This is a genomic window from Cytobacillus purgationiresistens (assembly GCF_030813235.1).
Classification (GTDB): domain Bacteria; phylum Bacillota; class Bacilli; order Bacillales; family Cytobacillaceae; genus Cytobacillus; species Cytobacillus purgationiresistens.
Genome location: NZ_JAUSUB010000056.1, coordinates 1 through 15,434 on the forward strand (window position 1 = coordinate 1; position 15,434 = coordinate 15,434).

Consider the following 15,434-nt stretch of genomic DNA (forward strand, 5'->3'; position numbering starts at 1 on the left):
GCGCCGATGGTAGTTAGGGGCTGTCCCCTTGTGAGAGTAGGACGTTGCCGGGCAAATGATCGTGAGAGCACCTGTATGGGTGCTCTTTTTGTGTTGAGAAATTATTTGTTTTTATCTTCGCATTTGTAAGAAGTCTAAAACCATAAGGATGTCCGCCCATTAACTCTGAGAGATTCTTTATAAAAGATAGCTGCTTAACATAAAGGGTTAAAAATTAATGGTTTCGGATCCCATAAAAAACACCTTCAAAAAGGCGCCTTTTGAAAAATGAATCGAAGGTTCCGAAACCCAATTTCAATCTCTCCTAGACATCAAATATTGATAAACAAGATAAGGACCTTTTGTGGATGTTATATCAAGAAAGGATTTAATAAAAGGAAAATCATTATTGGGCATCATTTTTATTAATTCATTCCACCATTCTGTCTCATATCTGGCAATCATACTCAAGTTGTAAAGCAATAAATAGTGAGCTAATAATTCAGGGTAATGATTAAAATCATTCTTTCCGATCGGGATATAAAAAGATTCTTCTTTTTGGTGATATTTCAAGAGCCTGAGGTTAAACAACTGCGAATCCTCAGCATCAAACTGCAGTGATTCTTTGTTTAAGGAATGGTTGGATGTTTCAATATTGATTTTTGACTTTAAATAATCAAAAAAGCGCGATTCAGTCATATGATAACGGTCAAGAACTGAAAGGGGGATTGAAAAAGAATTTCCACATTTATTTACCTCAACAAAAGTTTGCTTTTTCTCTGTTAAATGAAAAAGGGTACTTAATTCAGGCATTTGTTTTAGCAGGTCAGCCATCTGTACTTTTTCTCCTTCCAGATGTTTCATGTGGAACAACCTTTCAGCCATATATGGGAATAATCCACTTTTTTGAAACTTTACTTCATCTGTAACAAAAAGATATTGCTGTTTTTTTCTTTTTCTCGCTGAAACACCATGTGCCAATACTGAAGTTGTTTCGGGATAGTTTGGATCGACTGTTAGGATACATGCTTTGATTAAATGAACAAGCCCATAAAAATAAAGAATTGGCTTGATCATGAGAGGTGCTTTGTCTGCCTGCTCGTAATAGATTTGTCCATGTTCGAGATAATAAATAAATGGGTAGGTGTTTGCAAAGCTTTTCTGATCGGCATTTTCAATATGTTCGTTTTGATAAGAATGCTTCAAGAAGGCTTTTGTAGTGTCGGCTGAATAGAAATATAAATAGGACTGAAAGTGGTGAAATTTATTGTTCAAAATATTACCTCCAAATAATCTGAAAAATCCAACTTATAGCTGTGTTCTTGACAGTATTTTGTCCAATTGATAACCTACTAATAATATTTTCATCTACAGGAGGTCAAAAAAATGTGGGAAACTAAGTTTGTTAAAGAAGGTTTAACGTTTGATGATGTGTTGCTCATCCCTGCTAAATCAGAGGTACTACCGAAAGATGTAAATATGCAGGTTAATTTGACTGATCAAGTTAAGTTAAATATTCCCATCCTAAGTGCAGGCATGGATACTGTAACTGAGGCAGAAATGGCGATTGCCATGGCACGCCAAGGCGGGCTAGGTATTATCCATAAAAATATGTCAATTGAACAGCAAGCAGATTTAGTTGATAAAGTGAAACGTTCTGAGAGCGGCGTAATATCAGATCCATTTTTTCTCACACCAGAACAGCAAGTGTATGATGCAGAACATTTGATGGGAAAATATCGAATTTCAGGTGTTCCTATTATCAATAATAATGAAGAGCAAAAACTTGTTGGTATTATTACAAATCGCGACCTTCGTTTTATTCAAGACTTCTCGATCAAAATTTCAGATGTAATGACTAAAGAAAACTTAGTCACTGCTCCAGTAGGAACAACACTTGCTGAAGCAGAAAAAATTCTTCAAAAATATAAAATTGAAAAACTTCCTCTTGTTGATGATGAAGGCGTTCTTAAAGGCTTAATCACAATCAAGGATATTGAAAAAGTCATTGAGTTTCCTAACTCTGCAAAAGATCAGCATGGTCGTTTATTAGCTGGTGCAGCAATCGGAGTGACAAAGGATACAATGAAAAGACTTGAAATGCTTGTAAAAGCTCAAGTAGATGTTGTTGTAATTGATACGGCTCACGGTCATTCAGCAGGTGTAGTTAATGTGGTAAAAGAGATTAGAGAAACCTATCCTGAATTATGCATTATTGCAGGAAACGTGGCTACTCCAGAAGGAACAAGGGTTTTGATTGAAGCTGGAGCAGATGTTGTAAAAGTAGGTATCGGACCTGGTTCTATTTGTACTACTCGTGTAGTTGCCGGTGTTGGCGTACCACAAATTACAGCTGTTTATGATTGCGCTACTGAAGCCCGTAAGCAGGGCAAAGCAATTATTGCTGATGGCGGGATCAAATACTCAGGTGATATCGTTAAAGCTCTTGCAGCAGGCGGACATGCAGTTATGTTAGGTAGTATGCTTGCCGGAGTTTCTGAAAGCCCAGGAGAGACAGAAATATTCCAGGGTCGTCAATTTAAAGTTTATAGAGGCATGGGCTCTGTTGCTGCAATGGAAAAAGGTTCAAAAGACCGTTATTTCCAAGAAGATAATAAAAAGTTTGTTCCAGAAGGAATTGAAGGACGTATTCCTTACAAAGGGCCTCTAGCAGATACAATTTATCAGCTTGTTGGCGGCATTCGTTCAGGCATGGGATATTGCGGAACTAAGGATTTACAAAATCTAAGAGAAAACGCACAATTTATTCGCATGACAGGTGCAGGTTTAAAGGAAAGCCATCCGCATGATATTCAAATTACAAAAGAAGCACCAAATTATTCATTATAAAAATAGCGAAGCAGAGAGGTGAGCCTCTCTGTTTTTTTTGTGTTCTACAGGTCGAAAAAGGTCAAACTTTCAAACGTGAATTTAGTACTAAGACCTTTTTAGCTTCCATTCATTTTGTTCAGGAAATAGCCAAGAATAGGTAAAGGATGTTTCTATCTATTAGGAGTAAGTTATGATAAAATAACAAAAGTTGCATAAAAATGTTGGAGGGCTTTTGAATTGAACAGAAAAGGATATCGTAAATTAATTGCTGGTTTCTTGACGCTTGTTATGGTTTTAGGTATTTTCCCCAATGTACATAGTGTAAATGCGGAAGATGATGTACTAAATGTAAATGCTGATGCTGCTATTTTAGTAGATGCTGAGACAGGAAGAGTACTGTACGGTAAAAATGAGGACAAAGTGCTTGGTGTCGCCAGCATGACTAAGATGATGACTGAATACTTGCTTTTAGAAGCGATTGAAGAAGAGCGAGTTTCGTGGAATCAGGAGTATGCGGTAAGCGAGTACGCTTGGAAGGTTTCACAAGACACAAATTTGTCCAACGTTCATTTAAGAAGAGATGGGAAATATAATATTCAAGAGCTATATGAGGCGATGACGATTTACTCAGCAAATGGTGCAACAATTGCTATTGCGGAAACAATTGCCGGCTCTGAGAAGAGTTTTGTTAAGATGATGAATGAAAAGGCTGAAGAGCTTGGATTAAAAGATTTTAAATTCGTTAACTCTTCAGGTTTAAATAATAGCGATCTAAAAGGTTTTCATTCGGTGGGGAATGAAGACGAGGAGAACGTCATGTCTGCAAGAGCTACAGCTAAACTTGCAGCAGCTTTAATTAAGGATTTCCCTAAAGTACTAGAGACAGCTAGTACACCAAGAAAGACCTTTAGAGAAGGTACTGAAGATGCAATCAATATGGAGAACTGGAACTGGATGCTTCCGGAATTAGTATATGGCTATGAAGGGGTAGACGGATTAAAAACAGGTACTACTGATTTTGCAGGTTACTGCTTCACAGGTACAGCAGAACGGAATGGTACACGCTATATTACAGTTGTCATGAATGCAAAAAGCAACGAGGCAGGAGGATCTTATAAATCAAGATTTGATGAAACAAAGAAAATGCTTGATTATGGATTCAGCAACTTCAGCAAAGAGGAAATTATCCCGGCCAACTACAAAGTGAAGGATAAGGAATCACTTGCTGTCGTTAAAGGAAAAGAAAGCTCAGTAAAAATTGAATCAAGTGATGCAATTTCTATGGTTGTTAAAAATGGCGAGAAGGAAAACTATAAGCCAAAGCTTGTCATTGATGAAAAGCTTTTAAATAAAGAGGGTCAATTAACAGCTCCAGTTAAAAAAGGAGATAAGATCGGTTACTTAACGCTTGAAACAGCAGATGGGGAAGCAATTGAATTTCTATCTGAGGACACAAAACATGTACAAGCAGATGTAATCGCTGCTGAAGGTGTAGAAAAGGCAAATTGGTTTGTTCTTTCTATGCGTGCGATTGGCGGATTCTTCGGTGATGTATGGAGCAGTGTTTCTTCAACTGTTAAAGGCTGGTTTTAAATAAAACAAAGCTTCCTGTGAATTTCGCAGGAAGCTTTGTTTATTAGAATAGAGTTCCCGATACTTTATTCATAAACATTTTCGAATTGGAATGAACATACAATGAAATAGGGTTTGAAAATGAATATAGGTACAGCAATAGTAAGATGTTTAAATGGTGGGGTCATTATGGAGGTATATTTGCAGAGGAGACTGTACAAGCAAGTAAAGTGGCAAACAGGAGTATGGACGAGTTTTTGACAGAGGCTAGGCTATTGGGTGTACCGTGTGAGCTGCTTTTGGATATAAGGAGCCTCTACAGGCGTTAACTTCGCAGTAAACGGCGTATCAGAGCCTGCAGACACCCCATGGTGCGATGTAACGATCGTAGCTGCAAGGGGAGAGTATATTCTTGCTACTCCTTTCACCCTGACTTGACTAGTAATTATCGGCTGACTACCTATTTTATAGAAATGGTAAAAGAAAATAAACAGGATAAACTAGTTGCAAATGGGTAATAATTGTAGTAAATTATGAATTACTAAATAACTATAGTGAAAGCATTGAGAGGAAATAGTAGCAGGGTGTTCATCCTTTAGAGAGCCGGTGGCTGGTGGAAATCGGTGGTTGAAGCTTGTGAATCCATCCTTGAGCAGAGTTTAGAACGCATATTTTGCTATTAAAAACTCTCGGGTAAAACCCGTTATTGATTTAAGGTGGAGAGCTTATGCTTTCAACTAGGGTGGCAACGCGGGTAACTCTCGTCCCTTTTATAGGGGACGGGAGTTTTTTGTTTTTTCTCAAGATCTTAACCCTTTCACTTAAATAATAGGAGGTATATGTATGTTAGATATTAAATATTTAAGAGCTAATTTTGCTGAAGTTAAAAACAAGTTGCAACATCGTGGCGAAGACTTGTCTGATTTAGGAAAATTTGAAGATCTTGATGTAAAAAGACGTGACCTCATTGTCGAGGCAGAGCAGCTAAAAAGCAAACGTAATGAAGTTTCTCAGCAAGTAGCAGCATTAAAGCGAGAGAAAAAGGATGCCGATCAATTAATCGTCGAAATGAGAGAAGTGGGCGATAAAATTAAAGCATTAGACGAAAGCTTACGTACAGTAGAAGAAGAATTGGATCAATTGCTGCTTAGCATTCCAAATATACCTCATGAAAGTGTTCCTGTCGGTGAGACGGAAGACGATAATGTATTTGCTTGGAAGTGGGGAGAGGTTCGGGATTTTGATTTTGAAACGAAGCCCCACTGGGATATAGCTACTGATTTAGGTATTGTTGATTTTGAACGAGCAAGCAAAGTAACAGGAAGCCGCTTTGTTTTTTATAAAGGGCTGGGTGCTCGTTTAGAACGTGCTCTTTTCAATTTCATGCTTGATCTTCACACAGAGGAGCACGGATATGAGGAAATATTACCGCCTTATATGGTCAACCGCGCAAGCATGACTGGAACGGGACAGCTTCCGAAATTTGAAGAGGATGCGTTCCTGATTGGTAGTGAAGACTATTTTCTTATCCCGACGGCTGAGGTGCCTGTCACCAACATGCATCGCAATGAAATCTTAACTGGAGAAGAGCTGCCGATTAATTACGCTGCATTTAGCGCTTGCTTCCGTTCAGAAGCAGGATCTGCTGGTCGTGATACACGCGGATTGATTCGTCAGCACCAATTTAATAAAGTAGAGCTCGTTAAATTTGTTAAGCCTGAAGATTCTTATGCTGAATTGGAAAAGCTAACGAAGAACGCAGAAAAAGTCCTGCAATTGTTAGGCCTTCCATACCGAGTGATGAGCATGTGTACAGGTGATCTTGGATTCACGGCTGCGAAGAAATATGATATTGAGGTATGGATTCCAAGCTATGATAATTACCGTGAAATTTCTTCTTGCAGTAACTTTGAAGGGTTCCAAGCGAGACGTGCGAATATCCGTTTCCGCCGTGAGGCAAAAGGCAAACCGGAACCTGTGCATACATTGAACGGATCAGGCCTAGCGGTTGGACGTACAGTGGCTGCGATTTTAGAAAACTACCAGCAAGAGGATGGAAGTGTCATTATTCCAGAGGTGCTACGTCCATATATGGGCAATAAGGAAGTTATTCAAGCAAAAGGTAAGTAATTTTCCTCTTTTTATCAGTCATCTTTCTCTAAATTAATTTTATTTAGAGAAAGATGATAAAATGGTTGACATTAGTTTTAATGGGTGTTATATTATATTTTGTCGATACGGAGGAATACCCAAGTCTGGCTGAAGGGATCGGTCTTGAAAACCGACAGGCGGGTCATACCGCGCGGGGGTTCGAATCCCTCTTCCTCCTCCATTTACATTTAACACGCGCATAAATATTGGAGATATTAAAGTCGTTGCTTTCGAGTAACGGCTTTTTTTTATTTATGTCTACTGATGCACTATTTGGACAGCGTAAAGGGGCTGAACAATCATTTCGGAACTTCTGATATAAAAAAACCGCTGCTTTCAGCGGTTTTTGAATGATTAAATCGGTTGTTTTAAGAAGTGAGATACTTTTTCGAGAATCGGTTCAATAGATCCTTCGTTATTCATTAGGTCATAATCGTTAATATTTAACCGCAGGACGGGACAAGCGTTAAACTCATTTATCCATTTTTCGTAACGTCCATGCATTTCCTTCCAATATTCTATCGATGTTTGTTGCTCCATTGGGCGACCGCGTTCTTGTATGCGTGAGAGGATATCCTCAAGTGATCCTTCTAAATAAATCAGCAAATTAGGATGAGGAAAATAGGGTGTCATCACCATAGCATCAAATAGGCTCTTATAGGTTTCATAATCCACTTCTGACATTGTCCCTTTTTCATAATGCATTTTTGCAAAAATCCCCGTATCTTCATAGATGGATCTGTCTTGAATAAAACCGCCATCATATTCAAACATGCGCTTTTGTTCCTTGAAGCGTTCTGCAAGGAAATAAATTTGCAAGTGAAAGCTCCAACGTTCAAAGTCTCCGTAGAATTTATCCAAGTATGGATTGGTATCCACCTTTTCGAAGGATGTTCGGAAGTTTAGTGCATCTGCCAGGCTCTTTGTCATCGTTGATTTACCGACTCCAACTGTTCCTGCAATGGTGATGATCGCATGATCTGGGATACCGTATTTATTTTTTACATTCATTGCTGTATGCTCCTTACTAAGCTTTTAGAAAGTGTTTGGATGATATGCTGCAAATCGCCTTGGTTATTCACAAAATCTAGATCATCTCCATTGAAGCGAAGAATCGGCACATCAGGATGCTGATTTTCAAACTTGTTCATGGCATGCTCGTAATCAATCGATAATTGTTCTAAGTATAAAGGGCTGATGTTTTTTTCAATATCTCTACCCCTTTTCTCGATTCTTTTCAAAAGGGTGTCTAGGCTGGCGTGTAAATAAATAATGATATTAGGCTGGACCATATCATTGGTTAGAATATGGAAAATCTTTTCGTATTTTGTATACTCTTCCTCACTTAATGACCGCTGAGCGAAGATTAAATTTTTGAAAATATGATAATCAGCAACAACCGGCCTTCCGTTGCTTAGCTCAGTTGATTGAATATCCTTTAATTGTTTATAGCGATTACAGAGAAAGAACATTTCTGTTTGAAAGCTCCACTCCTCAATGTTTTCATAAAATTTCCCTAAAAAAGGATTTTCATCAACGATTTCTTTTAATAATGCGTATTGATATTGTTCAGATATGGCTTTGGCAAGTGATGTTTTTCCAACACCGATGGGTCCCTCCACCGTTATAAAAGGTATATTTTTCATTAATCCTACTTCCCCCTAAGCTACCTTTAACATAAGTCCCATTTTAACATATGATGAGCCATTTTTTAGTGGAAAATGAAGTTAAGGAGAAGTAGTAATGATCAGTGCTTTACAACTTCAAAGTTATCAGATAGTAAAAGCCAGTTTTGTGGGAATGAAAGACCCAGTTTCCAATAACTCATGCCTCTTAATCCAAGCTCTTTGACCAAATTGAATTTTGCTTGGATGGAGCGTCCATCTTCAAACCAAACCTCATGACGTTTTCCTTCGTTATCAGTGTAGAGAAAAAAGGGTGCTTGTGCTTCTTGATCATATTGTATGGCAACATTATTCTCCGCAGCAATTTGTATTGCCTGTTGCGGGCTGACGGCTTTTGCCATCGATCCTTCGACAAAGGGCAGTGTCCAATCGTATCCATATAAATTCTGCCCCATCAAGATTTTGTCAGGTGGAATCTCAGTAATGGCATATTCAAGTACATCTCTAACAGGGCCAATAGGTGAAACTGCCATAGCAGGTCCGCCGCTATATCCCCATTCATAGGTCATGATAACGACGAAGTCAGCGATTTCACCATGGGCTTTGTAGTCGTGGCCTTCATACCACTTTCCTTCTTGATTCGCACTTGTTTTTGGTGCAAGAGCGGTGGATAGAAGCCAGCCTTCCGCATGAAAACGATCTCTTGCTTTTCTGAGAAATTGATTATATGCTTCCCGGTCAGCGGGGCGAATATATTCAAAATCAAAGTGAATATCTTTAAATCCATATTTATTAGCTGTATTGACAATATTATTTAAGAACTGGTCTTGGATGGCTTGATCATTTAATAGAATGCGGGCAAGTTCATCGCTGAATTGATCGTTCTCTTGATTAGATATTACCATCATAAGGACATTTTGATCTGCAGCTGCAATAGCGGGCAGATCATCAAGCGGAGGTTCCTGAAGAGATCCATCCCTAAGTGCTTGAAAATTAAAGGGTGCTAAATAAGTTAAATGAGGTGCCGCATCTCTTGAGGCCTCAGTTAATTCAGGTGAAACGGTTGTGCCTCTTGGTTCGACATATGCATTAAACTCTGCTGGGGGCTTAGGTGATTCAGGTATATACAGCCGAAATCCGACCTGTAGTGGGCGACTAATAGATATTTGGTTGATTCTCGCCAATTCTTGAGGTGATAATCCGAACCTTTGTGCAATGGAATAGAGGCTGTCTCCTGGTTGAACCCAGTAGAAACGGCCAATAATGGGAATAACTAATGTCTGGCCAATAACAAGCTGATTAGCATTGGGAAGTTCATTTGCTTCAATTAAATCAGCTTCAGTCGTTCCATAAGCTTGAGCAATCCCTCTGAGTGTCTGATTTTGCTGCACCACATGTATTTGCAAAATAATACCCTCCCTTAACTGAAATGCGGAGGCGCCTCGTTCAGCCCCGACAAGCTTAAAGCACAGTGGAAATGAAGGTGATCTTTCCTTAATTCCATTTGATTTAAGACCTCGAGGGGCTTGGCGCCGCAGCTAGACAATTCGAAATGCGGAGGCGCCTCGTTCAGCCCCGACAAGCTTAAAGCACACAGTGGAAATGAAGGTGATCTTTCCTTAATTCCATTTGATTTAAGACCTCGAGGGGCTAGGCGCCGCAACAGAAGAAATAAATAGCCGCTATGACTATTTTATGAAGGGAATAAGGCAGAAATGTTATAATTTTTTTGAGACATAGAACGGATATCAGCTTTTAAGACTTCCTCCATCATTAGTAAAGCATTATCATTATCATGATCATTGTTGGAAGCGATACAATCTTTCGGAATATGTAATTTGAATTCACGCATATAGGCATCATTTGCAGAGAAGAGAACACAAATATTACCTGCGATGCCTGCTAAAACTAATGTTTTAATATTGAGCTGGTGAAGAAGTGTATTTAAAGCGGTGCCATAGAAGGCGGAATGCTTAGGTTTGATTAGGAAGTAATCCTGAGAGCTCGGACGAATGGCATCAATTACGGGTTGGCTTATTGGGTTCTGGCAATGGCTAATGATTTTATCCAGGTTCGCCTGCCAAAGCTGATAATGATCATTCACATAGATGACTGGGAGGTTGAGACGGCTAAATTGTTCTTTTACCTTATTAATTGGGTCACTTATATTGAGCGCTTTTTTTGCCAGATCTTCTCCATGTTCAAACTGAAAATCGTTTATCATATCAATAATGATAAGAGCGATTTCTGCTGTGGGTGATTCTTTCATTTTAAAGACAGCCCCTTTCGCTTTTATTCTTCTATAAATCAGCAGGTTTTACACAGGTACGAATGAAATTTTGAAAAAGGAATGAAATTGGATGATAGGTCAGGATCAAAATCATGATGAAAAATACATGTTGGAAGCAATTGCCGAAGCGAAGAAGGCAGAGAAGCTTGAAGAGGTACCGATTGGAGCGGTGATTGTTTTAAATGGTGAAATCATTGCCCGAGCTCATAATCTACGGGAAACGAAACAAAGTGCAACAGCACATGCTGAGTTACTGGCCATTGAAGCGGCATGTGAAAAATTGGGTACTTGGCGATTGGAAGAGGCGGTTCTTTATGTCACCCTAGAGCCCTGTCCCATGTGCTCAGGATCCATTATTCTCTCTAGAATAAAAAGAGTGGTATACGGTGCAAAGGATCCAAAGGGCGGATGTGCAGGTACGCTAATGAACCTTCTGGAAGACACTCGCTTTAATCATCAGAGTGAGGTAGAACCTGGTGTACTAGAAACTGAATGTGGAGCACTGCTTTCAACCTTTTTCAGCAATATTAGAAAAAGAAAAAAAGCGGAGAAACTAAGGAGACAACAACGCTCCGATCAGGATAAGGGATAAGCATTGCTTTTTCAAATAAAACACAGTATACTTAATATGCGTCGATAAAGACGCAACTTAATATGGTATCAATTTTGCCGTGCTAGGTGGGGAGGTAGCGGTGCCCTGTACTCGCAATCCGCTCTAGCGAGACTGAATCCCTTCTCTGAGGCTGATGTCCTGTAGGGTCTGCCTTAAGTAAGTGGTGTTGACGCCTGGGTCCCGCGCAATGGGAACCCATGAACCATGTCAGGTCCGGAAGGAAGCAGCATTAAGTGGACTCTCTCATGTGCCGCGGGGTCGCCTGGGCTGAGCTAACTGCTTAAGTAACGCTTATGGGCGTCAGTCGAAGGAAGGTGCACGGCAGTTAAATATAACGATCAAACTCATTCTGCATAAAAGGATGAGTTTTTGTTTTTTTAAAGATAAGAAAGTATAAATCTTATAAGTTAGGAAAATGTCTAGCTGTGGCCCCCTAGCCCCTCGAGGTCATAAGTCATGTAGGAAATGAAGGCAAAGGTCAACTTCATTTCCTACATGACTTATGCTTGTCGGAGCTGTCCAGTCGCCTCCGTTTTTCGTTATTAAATAGATTTTTCTCCTTTCATTTTGTAAAAAGGAAATTAGATACGTTATAATAGGTAAGACAATAAAAAGGAGGGCGTGCCAGTTGAGTTACCAAGCTTTATATCGTGTTTGGCGTCCGCAGACATTCATAGATGTTGTTGGGCAAGAGCATGTAACGAAGACATTGCAAAACGCCCTGCTTCAGCAAAAGATCTCACATGCCTATCTTTTCTCTGGACCACGTGGAACCGGGAAAACGAGCGCAGCAAAGATTTTAGCAAAGGCTGTTAACTGTGAGAGAGCCCCTGTAAATGAACCTTGCAATGAATGTCCTTCTTGTAAAGGAATCACTGACGGTTCAATCCCTGATGTCATTGAAATCGATGCTGCTTCCAATAATGGCGTAGAGGAAATTAGGGATATTCGTGATAAGGTTAAGTATGCACCGAATGCCGTAAAGTACAAAGTCTATATAGTTGATGAAGTACATATGCTCTCTATCGGTGCTTTTAACGCTCTTTTAAAAACACTTGAGGAACCTCCAAGACATGTGATATTCATTTTGGCGACGACCGAGCCGCATAAAATCCCGCTCACGATTATATCTAGATGTCAGCGTTTTGATTTTAAGCGTATTTCAGCTCAATCCATTGTTGGCAGAATGCGGATGATTGTAGATGACACAGGTTTGCAATGTGAGGATCAAGCCCTTCAAGTGGTCGCTCGTGCAGCAGAAGGTGGTATGCGTGATGCATTAAGCTTACTGGATCAAGCGATTTCTTTTAGTGAAGAGAAAGTGACGGCAGAGGATGCGCTAGCTGTTACAGGTGCAGTATCTCAAGGTTTTTTAAACCGCTTAGCAAGAGCGATAAAGGAACGAGATGCGGCAGAGGGTCTAGAAGCTTTGGGCGAGCTCTTATTTCAAGGGAAAGATCCATCGCGATTTATTGAAGACTTCATTCTTTATTATAGAGATATGCTTCTATATAAAGCAGCACCTGCTCTTGAAGAATCTCTTGAAAGAGTAATGCTGGATGAGGAGTTCCAAAGACTTGCCGATGAGGTTAATCAAGATGAAATATACGAGCTCATAGAAGTTTTGAACAAAGCTCAGCAAGAAATGCGCTGGACGAATCACCCAAGGATATTCTTAGAGGTCGCCATTGTAAAGCTATGTCAGCTTGACCGAACACAGCCTGCAGGCGGTAGCGTTGATATCCAGCCATTACTAACAAGAATCGATATGTTGGAAAATGAGTTGTCTGAACTAAAGACAACAGGAATAAAGGTGGAGGAAGTTCAATCTTCGCCAGTTCAAAAGAAACCGCAAAGAAGTTCGCGAAAAGGGTTCCAAGCCCCTGTTGGGCGAATGAACGAGGTTTTAAAGGAAGCAACTAAAAAAGATTTAATGGCGATTAAAAGCCGTTGGGGAGAAATGCTTGATCGACTTGTGCATAATCAAATGAGATCACAAGCGGCTCTACTCAATGAAGCGGAACCAGTAGCTGCTTCAGAAAAGGCTTTTATTATAAAATTCAAATATGAAATCCATTGTCAAATGGCAATGGAAAATAGTAAGTTTATTGAAGTGCTTTCGCAAACCTTGCAGGAGTTGATAGGTAAAAAGCTGCAAATGTTAGGTATACCTGAAGATCAATGGCAGAAGATACGAGAAGACTTTATACAATATCAACAGCTAAATGGCGATCAAATGGGTGACGATATAGAAAGCCAGGAAGAAGAACCAATTGTTGCCGAGGCTAAAAAACTTTTCGGTGACGAATTAATAGAAATTAAAGATTAAATATATTATATGGAGGTCATGTAAAGATGCGTGGAATGGGTAATATGCAAAATATGATGAAGCAAATGCAAAAAATGCAAAAGAAGATGGCGGAAGCACAAGAGGAACTAGGTGAAAAGAAAATCGAAGGTACAGCTGGCGGCGGTATGGTAACAGTTGTCGTATCTGGTCATAAAGAGGTACTTGAAGTGAATATTAAGGAAGAGGTTGTTGATCCAGAGGATATCGAAATGCTCCAAGATTTAGTCCTTGCTGCAACCAATGATGCATTAAAGAAAGCTGAGGAATTAACAAACAACACAATGGGTCAATTCACTAAGGGAATGAATCTTCCAGGAATGTTCTAAGTTAAAGAGTGAACAACCCCTGGGCTTTGCCTGAGAGGATAATATAGACGCCGCGGGCTCGAAGGTACGTATATATAGACACCTAGAGAGTACTGCGGCGTTTTTTTATAGGAAGCAGCAGGTAGAAACAGACTTTCTATATGCACTCGGTATTAAATAGGAGGAAAAACATCATGCACTATCCTGAGCCGATATCCAAATTGATTGATAGTTTTATGAAATTACCAGGTATCGGGCCTAAAACGGCTGCACGTCTGGCTTTTTTTGTATTAAGTATGAAAGAAGACACAGTTCTTGACTTTGCAAAAGCATTGGTTAATGCAAAAAGGAATCTATCTTACTGTACTGTGTGCGGTCATATTACAGATCAAGATCCATGCTATATTTGTGAGGATCAACGCAGAGATCGGACGCTGATTTGTGTCGTCCAAGACCCAAAAGATGTAATAGCAATGGAGAAGATGAAAGAGTTTAATGGACTATATCACGTGTTACACGGAGCAATCTCACCGATGGATGGCATTGGGCCTGAGGATATTAATATCCCGGATTTGCTCAAAAGATTGCAAGATGAAGCAATCAAGGAAGTTATACTAGCTACAAACCCGAATATTGAAGGTGAGGCAACTGCAATGTATATTTCCCGTCTCATTAAACCTTCGGGTATTAGAGCAACCCGTATTGCCCATGGTCTTCCGGTTGGAGGCGATCTTGAATATGCTGATGAAGTAACGCTTTCTAAAGCATTAGAAGGAAGAAGAGAAGTCTAAGTAACCAGGGGGAAATGGAATGTTTTTTCGTAGGAAAGGCTGGCTCCGCAAAGAATTTGATGAAAAGCTTTTAAACCAGCTAGATAGTTTAAAAACAGAATGGAAAAATCAAAAGTCATTAGTAGAAAGAGGCTTTGACCCTTCAGCAGAATCAATAAGTGAAGCAAAATTAGCCGAAGCAAAGTATTTTTACCTTTTTAAAGAAGCAAAAAACCGGAATGTAAGTGTCCGTTCATAAATAGAAAATATAAATCTCATATGTTATCCCCTCTTCATGGTCTTTTTTGATGCTGCCTTTCATAAATTGGTAGTACAAGTTTCCTAATAGAGAGGGGTCTTTTTTTGGAACCAATATTGGTCATTTCCGTGATTGGTGTATTAATATTGTTAGTACTATTTATGGGAGCGCCGTTAAGGCCAATCAGATTTATAGGACAAGGTGTAATGAAATTGTTAATCGGCGCACTTTTATTGTTCTTTTTAAATGCATTGGGCAATCAATTTGGTATACAAGTTCCAATCAATCCAGCAACAGCTATAATATCAGGATTTTTGGGCATCCCAGGCTTATGCGCGTTAGTTGCTATTCAATCCTATGTGATTTAATGAGAGAGACAGCTTCTGCAATGCAGGAGCTGTCTTATTTTTTTATATAAATACTGTTGACAATATTAAACCATGATGGTAATATAGTAAAAGTCGTCACTAAGAGACACGCTCTCATTTTTTAAAAAACATTTCAAAAAAATGTTGACTTAAAACGAGAGATATGGTATATTAATAGAGTCGCTTCTGAAGCGAATGAGATTGATCTTTGAAAACTGAACGAACAAAAACGTCAACGTTAATCAAAAAAAGCTGATTTATCAGCATCGCACTTTTAGTGCAAAAACGAGCTAATCAAACAACACTTTATTGGAGAGTTT

15 protein-coding genes, 1 tRNA gene, 1 other RNA gene and 1 other annotated feature are annotated in these 15,434 nt (G+C 39.4%); of the genes, 11 read left to right on the forward strand and 6 right to left on the reverse strand.

From position 1 onward, the window contains the following. Positions 1-294: 294 nt before the first annotated feature. The gene (locus J2S17_RS28160; RefSeq protein ID WP_307480555.1) at positions 295-1,254 is read right to left on the reverse strand and encodes a YaaC family protein; all 960 of its coding nucleotides are present in this window, start codon (positions 1,252-1,254) and stop codon (positions 295-297) included. A 111-nt stretch (positions 1,255-1,365) separates the two neighbouring features. Between J2S17_RS28160 and guaB the strand changes: the two genes are divergently transcribed. Further along, positions 1,366-2,829, forward strand: a complete 1,464-nt coding sequence (guaB, locus tag J2S17_RS28165; protein WP_307480557.1) for an IMP dehydrogenase — start codon at positions 1,366-1,368, stop codon at positions 2,827-2,829. 270 nt (positions 2,830-3,099) lie between these two features. Continuing rightward, positions 3,100-4,404 (forward strand): D-alanyl-D-alanine carboxypeptidase family protein, encoded by a 1,305-nt coding sequence (locus tag J2S17_RS28170; protein ID WP_307480588.1) that lies wholly within the window; start codon positions 3,100-3,102, stop codon positions 4,402-4,404. A 251-nt stretch (positions 4,405-4,655) separates the two neighbouring features. On the opposite strand, the gene J2S17_RS28175 is transcribed toward J2S17_RS28170, so the two are convergent. Continuing rightward, positions 4,656-4,811, reverse strand: a complete 156-nt coding sequence (locus J2S17_RS28175; protein WP_307480562.1) for a hypothetical protein — start codon at positions 4,809-4,811, stop codon at positions 4,656-4,658. Between the two features lie 126 nt (positions 4,812-4,937). Next, positions 4,938-5,155: a binding site (T-box leader), on the forward strand. 71 nt (positions 5,156-5,226) lie between these two features. Between J2S17_RS28175 and serS the strand changes: the two genes are divergently transcribed. Both serS and J2S17_RS28185 read left to right on the forward strand, forming a co-directional pair. Continuing rightward, the gene (gene serS, locus J2S17_RS28180) at positions 5,227-6,513 is read left to right on the forward strand and encodes a serine--tRNA ligase (protein ID WP_307480564.1); all 1,287 of its coding nucleotides are present in this window, start codon (positions 5,227-5,229) and stop codon (positions 6,511-6,513) included. 109 nt (positions 6,514-6,622) lie between these two features. Next, positions 6,623-6,715: transfer RNA gene (locus J2S17_RS28185), tRNA-Ser, on the forward strand. A gap of 173 nt (positions 6,716-6,888) precedes the next feature. Here J2S17_RS28185 and J2S17_RS28190 read toward each other — a convergent pair. From J2S17_RS28190 to J2S17_RS28205, 4 genes are all read right to left on the reverse strand, one after another. Further along, a complete protein-coding gene (locus J2S17_RS28190) occupies positions 6,889-7,545 on the reverse strand; it encodes a deoxynucleoside kinase (RefSeq protein ID WP_307480566.1) in 657 nt (218 codons plus the stop codon). After that, on the reverse strand, positions 7,542-8,180 hold the full coding sequence (locus J2S17_RS28195) for a deoxynucleoside kinase (protein ID WP_307480568.1): 639 nt from the start codon (positions 8,178-8,180) through the stop codon (positions 7,542-7,544). Before J2S17_RS28195 ends, J2S17_RS28190 begins: the two co-directional genes overlap by 4 nt. A 101-nt stretch (positions 8,181-8,281) precedes the next feature. Next, positions 8,282-9,565, reverse strand: coding sequence for a glycoside hydrolase family 18 protein (locus J2S17_RS28200; RefSeq protein WP_307480569.1), 1,284 nt, complete (start codon positions 9,563-9,565; stop codon positions 8,282-8,284). 287 nt (positions 9,566-9,852) lie between these two features. Continuing rightward, positions 9,853-10,428, reverse strand: a complete 576-nt coding sequence (locus J2S17_RS28205) for a cysteine hydrolase family protein (protein WP_307480571.1) — start codon at positions 10,426-10,428, stop codon at positions 9,853-9,855. Between the two features lie 91 nt (positions 10,429-10,519). Between J2S17_RS28205 and tadA the strand changes: the two genes are divergently transcribed. The 7 genes from tadA to J2S17_RS28240 all read left to right on the forward strand — a co-directional run bounded on the left by tadA (position 10,520) and on the right by J2S17_RS28240 (position 15,114). Beyond that, positions 10,520-11,041: a tRNA adenosine(34) deaminase TadA gene (gene tadA, locus J2S17_RS28210; protein WP_307480573.1), complete on the forward strand. Its 522-nt coding sequence runs from the start codon at positions 10,520-10,522 to the stop codon at positions 11,039-11,041. A gap of 77 nt (positions 11,042-11,118) precedes the next feature. Further along, positions 11,119-11,384, forward strand: an RNA gene (ffs, locus tag J2S17_RS28215) — signal recognition particle sRNA large type. Between the two features lie 306 nt (positions 11,385-11,690). Then, positions 11,691-13,391 carry a DNA polymerase III subunit gamma/tau gene (gene dnaX, locus J2S17_RS28220; RefSeq protein ID WP_307480576.1) on the forward strand — a complete coding sequence of 567 codons (1,701 nt, stop codon included), beginning with the start codon at positions 11,691-11,693 and terminating at the stop codon, positions 13,389-13,391. Positions 13,392-13,417: 26 nt separating this feature from the next. Beyond that, positions 13,418-13,738: a YbaB/EbfC family nucleoid-associated protein gene (locus J2S17_RS28225; protein ID WP_307480579.1), complete on the forward strand. Its 321-nt coding sequence runs from the start codon at positions 13,418-13,420 to the stop codon at positions 13,736-13,738. A gap of 173 nt (positions 13,739-13,911) precedes the next feature. Next, the gene (gene recR, locus J2S17_RS28230; RefSeq protein WP_307480580.1) at positions 13,912-14,508 is read left to right on the forward strand and encodes a recombination mediator RecR; all 597 of its coding nucleotides are present in this window, start codon (positions 13,912-13,914) and stop codon (positions 14,506-14,508) included. A gap of 19 nt (positions 14,509-14,527) precedes the next feature. Further along, the gene (locus tag J2S17_RS28235) at positions 14,528-14,746 is read left to right on the forward strand and encodes a YaaL family protein (RefSeq protein WP_307480583.1); all 219 of its coding nucleotides are present in this window, start codon (positions 14,528-14,530) and stop codon (positions 14,744-14,746) included. A 104-nt stretch (positions 14,747-14,850) separates the two neighbouring features. Further along, positions 14,851-15,114: a pro-sigmaK processing inhibitor BofA family protein gene (locus J2S17_RS28240; RefSeq protein ID WP_307480586.1), complete on the forward strand. Its 264-nt coding sequence runs from the start codon at positions 14,851-14,853 to the stop codon at positions 15,112-15,114. Positions 15,115-15,434: the final 320 nt, after the last annotated feature.

Bases quoted from the DNA above. Each gene is read 5' to 3' on its own strand.
- guaB (WP_307480557.1), top strand. From the start codon at position 1,366: ATGTGGGAAACTAAGTTTGTTAAAGAAGGTTTAACGTTTGATGATGTG.
- J2S17_RS28170 (WP_307480588.1), top strand. From the start codon at position 3,100: ATGGTTTTAGGTATTTTCCCCAATGTACATAGTGTAAATGCGGAAGAT.
- serS (WP_307480564.1), top strand. From the start codon at position 5,227: ATGTTAGATATTAAATATTTAAGAGCTAATTTTGCTGAAGTTAAAAAC.
- J2S17_RS28190 (WP_307480566.1), bottom strand. From the start codon at position 7,545: ATGAATGTAAAAAATAAATACGGTATCCCAGATCATGCGATCATCACC.
- J2S17_RS28195 (WP_307480568.1), bottom strand. From the start codon at position 8,180: ATGAAAAATATACCTTTTATAACGGTGGAGGGACCCATCGGTGTTGGA.
- J2S17_RS28205 (WP_307480571.1), bottom strand. From the start codon at position 10,428: ATGAAAGAATCACCCACAGCAGAAATCGCTCTTATCATTATTGATATG.
- tadA (WP_307480573.1), top strand. From the start codon at position 10,520: ATGATAGGTCAGGATCAAAATCATGATGAAAAATACATGTTGGAAGCA.
- J2S17_RS28225 (WP_307480579.1), top strand. From the start codon at position 13,418: ATGCGTGGAATGGGTAATATGCAAAATATGATGAAGCAAATGCAAAAA.
- recR (WP_307480580.1), top strand. From the start codon at position 13,912: ATGCACTATCCTGAGCCGATATCCAAATTGATTGATAGTTTTATGAAA.
- J2S17_RS28235 (WP_307480583.1), top strand. From the start codon at position 14,528: ATGTTTTTTCGTAGGAAAGGCTGGCTCCGCAAAGAATTTGATGAAAAG.